The organism is Gimesia aquarii (assembly GCF_007748175.1).
Lineage (GTDB): Bacteria > Planctomycetota > Planctomycetia > Planctomycetales > Planctomycetaceae > Gimesia > Gimesia aquarii_A.
Genome location: NZ_CP037422.1, coordinates 5,606,180 through 5,619,052, shown reverse-complemented (window position 1 = coordinate 5,619,052; position 12,873 = coordinate 5,606,180). Strand labels below are relative to the sequence as shown.

At 47.9% G+C, this 12,873-nt stretch carries 10 protein-coding genes; 8 read left to right on the top strand and 2 right to left on the bottom strand.

The window, feature by feature from the left end:
- The first annotated feature begins 38 nt into the window (after positions 1-38).
- Entirely contained in the window at positions 39-5,183 is a 5,145-nt protein-coding gene (locus tag V202x_RS21300) for a protein kinase domain-containing protein (RefSeq protein ID WP_145178863.1), read from the top strand.
- On the opposite strand, the gene V202x_RS21295 is transcribed toward V202x_RS21300, so the two are convergent.
- Positions 5,174-5,776 (bottom strand): glycine zipper domain-containing protein, encoded by a 603-nt coding sequence (locus V202x_RS21295; RefSeq protein WP_197993022.1) that lies wholly within the window; start codon positions 5,774-5,776, stop codon positions 5,174-5,176. The two genes, V202x_RS21300 and V202x_RS21295, sit on opposite strands and share 10 nt — an antisense overlap.
- 367 nt (positions 5,777-6,143) lie before the next feature.
- On the opposite strand from V202x_RS21295, the gene V202x_RS21290 reads away from it, so the two are divergent.
- The 7 genes from V202x_RS21290 (at position 6,144) to V202x_RS21260 (ending at position 12,453) form a co-directional block, all read left to right on the top strand.
- Positions 6,144-6,722, top strand: a complete 579-nt coding sequence (locus tag V202x_RS21290; protein ID WP_145178862.1) for an antibiotic biosynthesis monooxygenase — start codon at positions 6,144-6,146, stop codon at positions 6,720-6,722.
- A 490-nt stretch (positions 6,723-7,212) separates the two neighbouring features.
- Entirely contained in the window at positions 7,213-8,457 is a 1,245-nt protein-coding gene (locus V202x_RS21285) for a GTP-binding protein (protein ID WP_145180719.1), read from the top strand.
- The gene (locus V202x_RS21280; RefSeq protein ID WP_145178861.1) at positions 8,457-9,587 is read left to right on the top strand and encodes an NAD(P)/FAD-dependent oxidoreductase; all 1,131 of its coding nucleotides are present in this window, start codon (positions 8,457-8,459) and stop codon (positions 9,585-9,587) included. The genes V202x_RS21285 and V202x_RS21280 overlap by 1 nt, the downstream gene beginning before the upstream one ends.
- Complete coding sequence (locus V202x_RS21275) at positions 9,581-9,874, top strand: hypothetical protein (protein WP_197993021.1); 294 nt, start codon at positions 9,581-9,583, stop codon at positions 9,872-9,874. The genes V202x_RS21280 and V202x_RS21275 overlap by 7 nt, the downstream gene beginning before the upstream one ends.
- Position 9,875: 1 nt before the next feature.
- On the top strand, positions 9,876-10,481 hold the full coding sequence (locus V202x_RS21270; RefSeq protein ID WP_145178860.1) for a hypothetical protein: 606 nt from the start codon (positions 9,876-9,878) through the stop codon (positions 10,479-10,481).
- Positions 10,482-10,502: 21 nt separating this feature from the next.
- Positions 10,503-11,159, top strand: a complete 657-nt coding sequence (locus V202x_RS21265; protein WP_145178859.1) for a hypothetical protein — start codon at positions 10,503-10,505, stop codon at positions 11,157-11,159.
- Between the two features lie 70 nt (positions 11,160-11,229).
- Positions 11,230-12,453 carry a CobW family GTP-binding protein gene (locus V202x_RS21260; protein WP_197993020.1) on the top strand — a complete coding sequence of 408 codons (1,224 nt, stop codon included), beginning with the start codon at positions 11,230-11,232 and terminating at the stop codon, positions 12,451-12,453.
- Positions 12,454-12,635: 182 nt separating this feature from the next.
- On the opposite strand, the gene V202x_RS21255 is transcribed toward V202x_RS21260, so the two are convergent.
- On the bottom strand, positions 12,636-12,836 hold the full coding sequence (locus tag V202x_RS21255) for a hypothetical protein (protein WP_145178858.1): 201 nt from the start codon (positions 12,834-12,836) through the stop codon (positions 12,636-12,638).
- Positions 12,837-12,873: the final 37 nt, after the last annotated feature.

The window sequence follows — 12,873 nt, the reverse complement described above, 5'->3', positions numbered from 1 at the left end:
TTCTTACACAAACGAAACGGCAACATGCGGGTAACCTTATGAACGACACTCCGGACAAAAAAGAACAGAATGAGGAATCGCCGGACGAACTGAACACACACAATGCGCAGTCTGAAAGCGAATCACAATCTGATTCAGAGAATTCTGGTGAAGAAAACGACCAGACCATCATCTCGGATCAATGGGCTTCAGAGGAGTTCTCCAGCGCAGGACAGGAAACGGTCGAAGAAGTCGCTTCAGGAGATCAATATCAGACACATGATGAATCGCTTTCAGACTCAGACACTGTGGATGATCTCTCGGCGAATCAGCAAACGGTTGCCGAAATCAATCCATCAGATGATATTTACGCAACGGTCATTGATCCCGAGCTTGCCAATGCCGATGAATCGCACGTAGAAGGAAGTCAACCTAAAGGATCGGAAACAGAAACAGTCAGTGAATTTCCAACAAAGAACACAAATGCTGAGAACGATCAAACACTGGTGCTCGACGAACCAGTAGAAAATTCGGACATCAATGCCACATTAATCGAAGATGGGAATCAACCGCTCGACATCGATGCCACTCTTGTCTCTGATGATGTTCCGCCAGAACTCATGGCAACCATGAATTCTGCCTGGGGACCAGAAATGGCGACTATGGCTGAAGGTCCTGAAATGACCATCAAAGCTCAAGAATTCATTGATGAAGACCTTACCAATCAAACTTCTTTGGTCATCAAAAAACGAAATTTCAGTGATACCACAGCGGCTGAATTTTCTGAGGATGCTGAATATGAACTGATTGAAGTCCTTGGCCAGGGTGGGATGGGTGTTGTTTATACGGCACGACAAACATCAATTGACCGTCAGGTCGCTGTCAAAATGCTGAAAAGCAAAACAGCAAAAAACCAGGATCAACGACACAAATTTCTTGCGGAAGCAGTGGTTACCGGTGAACTGGACCATCCAAATATCGTTCCCATTTATGACGTCGGAAGTAACAACAGTGGTGCCCTGTTCTACTCCATGAAAAAAGTCGAAGGTCGCCCCTGGTTAAAGAGTATTCGTAAAAACTCGCTTGCAGAAAATCTGAACATCTTGATGAAAGTCGCTGATGCGGTTGCTTTTGCTCATTCAAGAAGTGTGGTGCATCGTGACTTGAAGCCCGAAAATGTGATGCTTGGTGAATTTGGCGAAGTACTGGTCATGGATTGGGGGCTGGCACAATCTACGACCGGATTTCGGAAGTCCAACAGTATTATTACAACGTCGAGTATGGGTGGAACTCCCGCTTATATGGCTCCTGAAATGGCAACAGGGCCTGTAGACAGAATTTCGCCACTATCTGATATTTACTTGTTAGGAGCCATTCTCTACGAAATCCTCACAGGACGCCCGCCACATACAGGCAAAACCGCGATGAAATGTCTGATGGCAGCCGCAAAGAATAGTATTGTACCAACTGAAAAAAAAGGAGAACTGGTTGACATCGCCATGAAAGCGATGGCAACACAACCCCAGGACCGCTATCCCAGCGTGCAGGCTTTTCAACAAGCCATCATGGAGTATCAATCACACTCCGAAAGTATTTCTTTAACAACACGAGCTGAAGAAGATTTGAATTCCGCAATCAATACGGAAAATTACGAATCGTTTTCAAGGGCATTATTTGGATTTCAGGAAGCTCTCTCACTCTGGCCTGAAAATTCATCAGCGAGAGCAGGAATTCAGAATTCCACATTAAGCTATGCCAGTACCGCATATGGAAAAGGAGATTACGATCTCGGGCTCTCACTCTTAAGTGAAGAGGACACATCACATGTGGAATTGATCACAAAGATTCGTTCGGCTCAAACAGAACGTGATGCGCGCCAGCAACGTCTCCGTGCAGCAAAGCGGGTTTTTGTCGGTATGCTGGCAACCTTCCTGTTTGTCGTCACTGGTGCCTTCTTCTGGATTCGAGCAGAAGCAAATCGTGCCCTTGAAGCAGAAAAAGTTGCTGAGAGTGAACGCGATACTGCAGTACTAGAACGTAAAAAAGCGGATGATGCACGTGCTCTGGAAGAAATTGCACGTAAAAAAGCAGAAGATGCAAAAGAACAAGAAGCGATTGCTTTAACACAGGCAAAAATTGATCGAGACAAGGCAGTTATCTCTGAAAAGAAGGCCATTTCTGAAAAAGAAAGAGCAGAAGAAGCAAAAAAGTCTGAAGAGTATGAAGCCTATATTGCCCGTATTGGTCTGGCTGCTGCGAAGATTGAAGAAAACGCGTTTGAAAGTGCCATTGAACTATTAAATGAATGCCCTGAACAATTAAGAAACTGGGAATGGGGACGCTTAATGCACCTCTGCTCTCAAAGCAGCCGTGACTTTAACGCCAAAGCACCAATCGATGCATTAGCAATTTCTAAAGACGGTTCGCAATTTGTAACCGGTGGAAAAGATGGCTTCGCTCGTCTCTGGGATCGGGTGAGCGGGAAAGTCATTGGTGAATTCGACCATAATAAACACCCTGTACTGGCAGTCGCGCTCAGCCCAGATGGAAAGTTATTGGCAACAGGGAGTGAAGACCCAAAAGGTTTTATCAAAATATGGGATCTGAATTCGCAAACACAAATCCCTAGAACATTTCAAAACTCAGAGGGGAAAAAACCGTTTGATAAAGGCCACACCGAAGGTGTGTTAAGTCTCTCATTTTCCAAAGATGGAACGCGACTGCTTTCCAGTTCGTATGATAAAACGGCACGGCTTTGGGAAGTTGAAACCGGTAAACAGCTACAACGCTTCTGGGGACATAACTGGTGGGTTTGGGATGCTAATTTTTCAACAGATGAACGCCGGATTGTCACAGCGAGTCAGGATGGAACTGCTATTATCTGGTCTGTAGAAACAGGAAAACAGGGGGCTCCCTTCACCGGCCATCAGGGCCCCGTCTATTCTGCCCACTTCTCACCTGATCCTGAAAGCAGGCATGTCACCAGCAGTGGCTATGATCGGCGTGTTTTGTTATGGAAACCGGAAGACCTCGTTCCTTATGACTATTCAAAAATCGTAGCAGGTAAGAAAAATGAACCTCCTCCATTTACCGCATTTGAGGGTCATCAGGAAAGTGTTCAATCTGCCGAATTTACAAATGATGGCACAATGATCATCAGCGCCAGCCATGACAATACTGTCAAACTCTGGGACATTGCCACCACAAAAGCATTGAAGACATTACGTGGCCATGACAGTTGGGTCCAGGCGGCTACACTATTGAGAGATGGCAAGTGGATTCTCTCTGCAAGTCACGATGCCCATCTTAAGCTCTGGAATATTGCGGGCTATGAAGAAATCCGAACTTTGAAGGGACGCGTCCTTGCCCATCACGTCGATGCGATTCTCGATGTTTCCTTCTCCAAAGATGGAAAACAACTGGTTACAGCCAGTCGTGATAAAACTGCCATTTCCTGGAATGTCTCTACAGGAAAGGTCCGAAAAGAATTTACCGAAGGTCACTCCTTCCTGGCATCAAATGCGATCTTCCTCCCTGACCGAAAACGTCTGGCAACGGCAGCCGTTGATAATTCGGTACGGATTTGGAACATTCAATCAGGAACGGAACACAAACGCTTCGAGCACACGGGACGCAGCGCTGCCATTGATGTTTCTGCTGATTCGCATTTTTTGATCACTGGTAGTGACAAAAAAACCGTTCGTATTTGGAATATCGATACTGGCGAGATGGTTAAAGAATTAAAGGGCCACAAGTCTGAGGTGTGTGCTGTCGCGTTTTCACCCGATATGCATTTTTGTGCCAGTGGAGATGTCCGAGGCCGTTGCATGCTCTGGAATGTTAAGACAGGAGAGTTAATACACAAGTTAGATGGCCACACACGTAAAATTGCCGCCCTCAAGTTCTTAAGCAACGGCAAATCACTGCTTAGTGCCAGTGGTGACAACACAGTAGGACATTGGGACATCACAACAGGTAAAGAAAATCAAAGTTTAATTCTCAAGCATCCAGATTCTGTTCTTTCAATGTCAGTCTTTAATAATGAGACACAAGCCGTCACGAGTTGTGCCGATGGATTGGTGAGAGTCTGGGATATTGTCACTCCTAAAATCATTCGAACCATTCAACCCGCAAACGGTTTGATCAACTCGGTAAGCGTTTCGCATGATAACAAACGTTTGCTCACCGCAAATGTGCAACAGAGAGTGATTCAGGTCTGGGCCTTGGATACAGGAAAAGAGCTACTCAGTCCCGGTAGTAATGGTCAACTGAATGCGTTTCTGGATTTTAGAACAAAAGGCGGTATGTTGTGGACGGCCATCTTCTCGCCTTATCATGATTCAATTTTGACTGTAGGAGGTCGTGACGCACGACTCTGGAACGGAATGACGGCAAAACAGGAAATGGCCTTTCATCCTCATGGCGTCGTTGCATCAGCCTCGTTTTCACCGGATGGCAAGTGGCTCGTGACTGGTAGTTGGGATAACTCTGCCAAGATCTGGAATACTCAAACGGGACATGCGGAAAAGAAACTGGAACAGAAACATCAGGGTTTCGTGAATACTGCTCGATATTCTCCGAATGGTAAACTGATTTTGACATCGAGCGATGACGGAACTGCAAAAGTCTGGGACGCGGTGACTGGCGATATCGTTCTTACCCTGGATCACCATGGTTCTCATGTCAAAAGTGCCATATTCTCTCCCGATGGTTCACAAATCGTTACGGCTTCAGACGACAAAACATTAGTGATGTGGGATTCAAAATCTGGCAAAAAACTGTCGACTTTTAAAGGTCATGCATGGCCAATTCGAAAAGTGGCTTATTCACATGATGGCAAACGACTGATCTCGGGCTCCGAAGACAACACCGCTATTATCTGGGACATCGTAACACAGAAAAAAAAGATCCTTGCAGGACATACAGCTCCCGTTGCCTCAGTCGTCTTCTCTCCCGATGACAGCCGTGCTTTTACCGCCAGCGATGATGGAACAGCAAAGCTCTGGGATGCAGAATCGGGGAAAGAAATTCTAACTCTCAGCAATCACTCCCAGGGAGTGACTTCCGTAGACTTCTCTCCCAATGGACGCTATGTCGCAACCGGCAGTCAGGATGGTCAGGCAATATTATGGCTTACCGTTGACTGGAAAAAGAAGGATTCAGACTCAAATCAGGTAGCAACTACATCGAGTCCTCAAAAATGAAAGTGGCCATGAATTCCTGTTCGAGGCCTGAATCGAGGCCTTGGGCGTGGAGTCACATAGACGACAGACGGTGATGTTACGACGGTCGCTGGTCTCTGTTTCACAATGACCGGCTCAGTTCCGGCAACATAATTATGTTTTTGCATAAATTCAATCAACTGATCACTAATTCCCTGTTGTTTCAGTGAGATGATTGTTTGAGGACTTAGATCGAAGGCACCTCCCCGACTCTGAATGGCGCCAATAATAACAGAATCGCTCACACCGTTGTGAGACATGTGAATCACATCGCTATTTTTTATTGCCGACCGCGCCATACGCTCATGGTTTGCCTGCGCAATGGCAACATCACGTTCTTCTCTTGCATCCTCTGCATTTCCAATCAAACTACCCGCGAGTCCACCAGTAGCTGCGCCAATTAAGGCACCAGCGCCTCCATTACCAGAATGACTGCCAATAATCGCTCCAGTCACCGCACCGATCCCTGCTCCGTTTGCTGCACCTGCCTGAGTATGATTCATGGAACTGCAGCCCACTTGCACTAAACAGAGCAACAAAAGCGAAAACATTTTCTTATATGTCAAGTAGTCCATTTGTGTGAATCCTTTCACCCAACCTTTGCACTTTTTACAATCCCGGTTGTTAGATCAGAGAAGCAGTGATTAAACAAGCACCGCCTGTAAAAGTATCGGGAAAGTGGCGATTCATTATCAGATAATTTCATTGTTGTATAGATGAAATTTCAAACCGAATTATCTCAATGATCTGAAAACAAAATAAGCGACGCTCGTAAGATTAGTAAGTGTTTTATTTTACAACGACACTCTTTTGAAATCTGCCATTTGTAATATAATGAGCCGGTAATATGAGTACATTTATATTAAAAATTTCCACTCTTCAAATTTTGTGCTGATTTTAATATTTCGAAGCACTTGAACTACTTCAGAAAGTATTCACTGTATGAATTCCATCAATACAGATCCCATCACCATGGTTGTGACAGCCCATCCTGCTGCAGGAAATGAAAAAGAATGGGAACAGACCTTAACCAGCACAATCCAGGCATCGTTAAAATTTCCAGGTCACATGGGAACGACTGTTCTCAAACAGGAATCTCGTCTGAAACCAACATATCAAATTGTGATTCGATTTGATCAATTAGAAAATTTGGAGGCATGGAAAAGCTCACCCGAACGAGAACATTGGGTCTCACGCTTACATGCACTCGAACATGTCCCGCCAGCGATTGAACATAATGCCGGTTTGGAAACATGGTTTGAATTCACTCATCATGATGAGCAACATCTTTCTCAGCATCCCCCCAAATACAAAATGGCAATTATCGTTTGGATTGCCGTATATATGACCGTGATTCCTATCGTCAATCTAATACGCCCTGTCACCAGCGAGTTGCATTTTCTCATTGGTAGTGCCATCACGACAACAATTACCGTTCCTCTCATGACCTGGGTAATGATTCCCGTATTAAGTTGGTTATTGAAAAGTTGGCTCTATCCGACAAAACCCATTGAGACCTGAATGAATCAGTTATCCCAATCAAAGATAAGCTATCTCTGAATTATATTCAGATTCAGAAAAGCAACTACTTCGGAGTGTATCGGGATGATTTCGAGTTTAAGCTGTGTATTGTTTGTTTGATTTGGCTGTCCCGCATTTGACGAGATATGCGAACAGAATAGAGGCTCCAATTCATCTTAACGCTCCAGTAACACTCACTATGTATGCTTCAGGCCAACTGCCTTTTGTTCAGCCTCTCAAATCCAGCTCACTGCTTCAAGAGCACTCAAACGGCAGGCTATGCCCAAAAGAGATCCTTCAGTGGCCTGATCGCAATTTTAACCGCCCTTACTTGCAATTAAATTGCATTTGACTTATAATTGCATTAAAAACAGACGGGGAAGGTGCTGAGCGATTGCCAGCCGATGGCGATTCAACCGAAACCCATTTCGGAATTGCTCATTTCTCAGAAGGCCCTTCTCCCGTCACGAACCGAGCGTTGGAGTTACCTATGCAGAAGAAAGAATCGCCACGATCCCACTTACCAGTTACCGTGCTGAGCGGTTTCCTCGGCGCTGGCAAGACGACACTACTGAATCACATTCTGGCGAACCGCGAAAAAATGCGTATCGCCGTGATCGTCAATGACATGAGCGAGGTCAACATCGACGCAGCCTTGGTACGCGATGGCGGTGCGGATCTCTCTCGAACGGAAGAACAACTTGTCGAGATGACAAACGGTTGTATCTGCTGCACTTTGCGAGAAGATCTGCTGCTCGAAGTGAGTCGGTTGGCCAGTGAGGGGAGGTTCGACTACCTGCTGATCGAATCGACTGGAATCAGCGAACCAATGCCGGTCGCCGAAACATTCACGTTTGAGGACGTAGAGGGAAACAGTTTGTCTCAGCTCGCCGAACTGGACACGATGGTGACCGTTGTTGATGCTGGAAGCTTCATGAAGGATTTCGGCTCCTGGGATGATCTGACGGATCGTCGTATCGGCCTGAGTGAAGAAGATGATCGCAATATCGTTGATTTATTGGTCGATCAGGTTGAATTCGCCAATGTGATCATCATTAACAAAACCGATCTCGTCTCGCCGTATGAACTGGAGCAACTGGACCAGATTATCCGGCGACTCAATCCGAACTCTGAGATTCTGCACACCACAGAAAGCCGTGTTCCTCTGTCTGCAATTCTGGGCACAGGCCGTTTTCAGTTGTCGGAAGCAGAAGAAATGCCGGAGTGGCTGGCAGTGCCACGGGGAGAGGAGCAAACCGAGACAGAAGAGTACGGGATATCCAGCTTTGTTTACCATCGTGACCGGCCCTTTCATCCCAAGCGATTAAACGACGTCCTCGATGACAATCTCGATGATGGCTTGTTCGACGGTATTCTGCGGAGTAAGGGGTTGATGTGGATCGCATCGCGCCATGACTGGGCCTACGACTGGTCACAGGCGGGTTGTTCAATTCGCCTGAATCCGATTGGATTCTGGTGGGCATCCGCTCCCGAGGAGGAATGGCCGAGCGACGAAGAAGAAATTGCGGAGATTCACTCGAGGTTTCTCGGTGAATATGGAGACCGACATCAGAAACTGGTGTTTATCGGGCAAGGACTGGATCAGGAACGTATCGAAAGGATCCTTGATCGGTGTTTGCTGACAGATACTGAATTCGAACTGGGTCCCGATGCCTGGTCCGACCTGGAAGATCCTTTACCTCAAATCGAACTCGAAATCGAGGAGGTCGACTGATGACAACTTCAGTTAAGGTAAAACTTTACGATGTCGTTGTCGTTGGAGGTGGTGCTGCGGGTGTGGGAGTGGCGATAGCCCTGATGCATGCGGGCACTGAGAATTTCGTGGTACTCGAGCGACACAGGGTTGGAGCGTCGTTTGCCTCATGGCCGGACGAGACTCGATTCATCACCCCCTCTTTTCCGAGCAATTCGATTGGCATGCTCGATCTGAACTCGATCGCGATTGGTGTTTCGCCCGCGTTCAGCATGGAGGTTGAGCATCCTACGGGTCGCGAATACGCGTCGCATTTACGAGGAGTTGCTAAGTTTTTCGAGGTACCGATCCAAGAGAAAACCGAGGTCAAGCGGATCAGGAAAGCCGGTGAAGACTTTCACATTGAGACAGCTGACGAAACCTTGCGGGCCAAGCATGTGATTTGGGCCGCGGGCGAATACCAATATCCACGCTTGAATGGGTTCGTTGGCAGTGAACTCTGTCAACACACTGCGACAATTGCCAGCTATGAAGATCTTGAGGGAGACGACTTCATCATTATCGGTGGTTATGAGAGTGGCGTTGATGCAGCTTATCACCTGGCGTTTTATGACAAACGAGTTCGTTTGTTCGACAAAGACTGTCCGTGGAAAGACGAACGTTCCGATCCCAGTGTTGCGCTCTCTACATATTCGCGCGAACGAATGCGAGAAGAATGGTTTGAAGACTACGTGGAGTTGTTTCCACAAACGCCGATCAAATCGGTGACTCGTGTGGGTAAACAGTATGAAGTCACAGCGCAGGATGGAAGTCGGTTTCAAACAAGTGTTCCGCCGCTTTTGGCAGGTGGGTTTGCAGGAAGTCACAAGCTGGTCGCGGACTTGTTCGAGCGACGCGACGATGGATATCCATTGCTGAGTGAGCAGGATGAGTCGACTGTCGTACCGGGGATGTTCCTCTGCGGCCCCGCTGTTCGACATGACAATCACGTCTTTTGCTTTATCTACAAGTATCGCCAGCGTTTCGCTGTCGTTGCCAAAGCAATCGCCAGCTCGCTGGGACTACCGGCGGAAGAGTTAGAAAAGTATCGCCAATGGGGGATGTATTTAGATGATCTCTCATGTTGTGGGGAGGAGTGCGAGGTATGTTGACAGGTTATGACGAAGGGGCCACCGTACGGGCTCCCGCCGCGCCTCCGAGTGGGGCGAACACGATGAATGGAACCAACAGCAGGGAGATCGCGTCTGGCGCGGGGAAAAGCCGACTGGCACGAGCGCTACGAATTGAGTGGCTCGGGCAAACGGTTGCCAGCCTTTGTTGGATTGCCAGTGTGCTGACTTACGGAATCAGCTCTAATGGGGATTGGTTGCAGTTGGCTGCTGCGTCTGCCTGGTTATTAGCAAACATCGCAGCGATTACCACTGCCGAGGCTGATTGAGATGTCGGTTGCACGTCAAGTGAATCATCACAAACGAAGTGAAGCAGAATTCATTAAACATGCAGTGGGTCTGCTGAGCCAGCAGGTCTGGTGCTGGGGACGCGACGTTCTTCGTGCCGAGGGCAATTGGCTACTCGAGGTGGGCTTTACTCGCATTGAGCCACCCGCCCATCGCAAAAAATGTTCCAGCGTGTATACCCTGGAACTGCCGCAAGGTCGACGTGTTGTTTTACGTGGGTTTGGAGTGTTCTATGGAGATTCTCAGCGAGGCGGTGTCTTCCTGCCTCGTTTCAAGTTTCGGCCAAAATTCACAACAGACGCGAGACTAGAATGCCCACCCTGGTCCAGTGAGGACTTGCCGAAGTTAAGCGTACCTACGGAGTCTCAGCGAAATTGCTGTGTGTCCTTGACCTTGGATTTGATCGATTGGATACGAACTTACGAATCAAACATTGTAGAGCTTTTGGGAATCGAGTATCGCCGATCGACGTTGGCCGAGTGGGACAATGTCAAGCAACCAGTCATACCGGTAGAGGAGATGGCTCCCGCGTGGCAATTGCTCGGCGTCGAGATCTCTGAGGATTTCCAGATGTTATTTCCAAGATGAGGCCCCCTGGGAGTCTAGCTAATGACTAATTCCGCACCAGCGAGACATCGCCGCCCAGCACTAGCGCGCACGCGCCAAGGATGGTGCATGCCTCAGCCGGTACGCAGATTTGGCGGAAAGCTGATGGAACAACAGCTCTGGTGTTGGGGAAGGGATATAGAGCACCCCGATGAAAATCTACTGATGGGGTTTGGTTTTGAACGCCATCGAGATCGCAGCACCGACGATCGGTCCACGTGTTATCGACTCGATCAGGATCAGTTGCACGTCTCATTATGGGGCTTCGGCATGTTCTTCGGACAACGTGAACTGGGAGGCCTCTATCTCAACCGTTTCGACTTTTGTCCTCAATGGGCTCCTGTCGAGTCACTCTCACTGGCAATTCACTGGCCCGACGAACTACCGGTCTTTACTAGGCCACGAGGCAGACCGCAGTGGCAGCGTGCTCGCGAACTCTGGAAATCATGTTTACTCTGGATTGCCAACTATGAAACCCGGGTGCGCTCCACCGTTGGCCTCGCTTATCGGAGGGAATGCGTGGATGATTGGCTACGGCCGTTCGTCCGTGCCGAGAAGATGGCGGCCGCATGGCGCTTTCTCGGCCGTCAAGGTTGGGAGCATCAAAACCAACCGTTATCATTAGCACTCAAGCCATTCACAATTTCAACTGAGAAGTAATGAAAAAACGATCCGTCACCGTGCACTTCAAAATTGAATCCGCCAACAAACGCAGGACGGAGTGAGACTCATGAAAGAGAAAGCGTCAATCGACCCAACGATGAAGGTTCCGGTTCTCATTATCAATGGATTCCTTGGTTCAGGTAAAACAACCCTTTTGACAAGCCTGCTTGTTCAGTCTTTCAAGAGAAATCTTTCTGTTGGGGTCGTGGTCAATGACATGAGTGAGTTGGATGTCGATGGCCTGCTTGTCGCTCAGCGGGAATTTTTCGAAAAGGATGCCTGCAATTTTGAATCCATTCATTCTCATGTTCTAAGTAGCAATCAAGGGATCAACAAGCTTCGTCATGCACTGGAGCGAATGGTATCAAATAGCCCCTTGGAATTGCTGATCATTGAGACATCGGGAAGCTGTCACCCGATGCCGCTTATCGAGTTTTTTAGTACACAGCCACAGTTCAAGCTTATAGGCGTACTGACACTGGTCGACAGCGCGATGATTGATCAGGACTACGACTGCGGACAAGAGCTTGTTCCTATCATGCAACGCAATCTAAAGAATCAGCAGAGGGATACGACGAATTTACTGGTGGAACAAATTATGTTCTGCAGTCACCTGATGCTGACCAAGGTCGACCGAATTGCTGAAAGTAAAATAAACACCATCGCCAGGACCATTCACGAACTGAACCCTTTGGTGCCTGTCGTTTCTGTACCTTGGGGTAACCTTCCCCTTGATGAAGTACTGGCGATGACTGAGTACGACTATCATCGAGTGGCACAGTTAATCAAAGAGCTGAAACCAGCCCTCGAATTAGAGTGCCAGGACGATCGGCCCTATAATCTGGTAACCAGAGCCATTAAAGATGATCGTCCGTTTCATCCTCAGCGTTTGTGGGATGTTTGCAATCAACATCTCGGCCAAAACATCTACCGAAGCAAGGGATTTTTTTATCTCGCGAGCCGTGACAACTTGTCGCTACTCTGGAACCAGGCGGCCGGTGGGATCAATCTGGAATTAATTGGATACTGGCGTGCGGCAGTCCTTGAAGAAGAAGATCATCGTTTTGATGAAATGGAACTTGAGGCGCTGAGGAAGAGACTGGCAAAGGAGACAGGACGTTTTGGTGATCGTCACTGCCACCTGACTGTCATTGGTGACAAAGCTCAGGTTGATTGGTTTGCTGAGTCGCTTAAGCGCTGCTTTCTGGATGAAGACGAAATCGAACATTGGAGATCTGGTGGATCATTTCCTGATCCTTGGCCTGAAAACTACGCCAGATTAGAGCATTGAGGGTTATGCTTAGCTCCGATGGCGGCCCCCTACCCATTCGTGATTCAGGAAAGGCAGGCGCTGTCGGACCTCGCGGCTTCAGACACAATGGTCACCGTGGTCGATGCAGCAAACTTCCTGAAAGACCTTCGAATCGGCAAGGATTTGCAGAGTATCGAGAAGAAAAAAGGGGTCAGGTCCATTTATTGTTGCTCGACGACTTGGCTAGAGGGTATTTGCTGACTCAGATATTTGGTGATGGCACCGTTTCCACATCCGATATCGAGTACCCGTTTGTACAAACTAACGTCAATACGCTCTCGAGCTTCTAAGGTCTGTCGATACTGCATCGATGAATTCTGTGCATATTCCGATCCATCCCAAAGGTCTTCCACGTGTGACATGGCAAACTCCCGCTTCCGGATATGCATTTCTATCTGC

Bases quoted from the DNA above. Each gene is read 5' to 3' on its own strand.
- V202x_RS21300 (WP_145178863.1), top strand. From the start codon at position 39: ATGAACGACACTCCGGACAAAAAAGAACAGAATGAGGAATCGCCGGAC.
- V202x_RS21295 (WP_197993022.1), bottom strand. From the start codon at position 5,776: ATGGACTACTTGACATATAAGAAAATGTTTTCGCTTTTGTTGCTCTGT.
- V202x_RS21290 (WP_145178862.1), top strand. From the start codon at position 6,144: ATGAATTCCATCAATACAGATCCCATCACCATGGTTGTGACAGCCCAT.
- V202x_RS21285 (WP_145180719.1), top strand. From the start codon at position 7,213: ATGCAGAAGAAAGAATCGCCACGATCCCACTTACCAGTTACCGTGCTG.
- V202x_RS21280 (WP_145178861.1), top strand. From the start codon at position 8,457: ATGACAACTTCAGTTAAGGTAAAACTTTACGATGTCGTTGTCGTTGGA.
- V202x_RS21275 (WP_197993021.1), top strand. From the start codon at position 9,581: ATGTTGACAGGTTATGACGAAGGGGCCACCGTACGGGCTCCCGCCGCG.
- V202x_RS21270 (WP_145178860.1), top strand. From the start codon at position 9,876: ATGTCGGTTGCACGTCAAGTGAATCATCACAAACGAAGTGAAGCAGAA.
- V202x_RS21265 (WP_145178859.1), top strand. From the start codon at position 10,503: ATGACTAATTCCGCACCAGCGAGACATCGCCGCCCAGCACTAGCGCGC.
- V202x_RS21260 (WP_197993020.1), top strand. From the start codon at position 11,230: ATGAAAGAGAAAGCGTCAATCGACCCAACGATGAAGGTTCCGGTTCTC.
- V202x_RS21255 (WP_145178858.1), bottom strand. From the start codon at position 12,836: ATGTCACACGTGGAAGACCTTTGGGATGGATCGGAATATGCACAGAAT.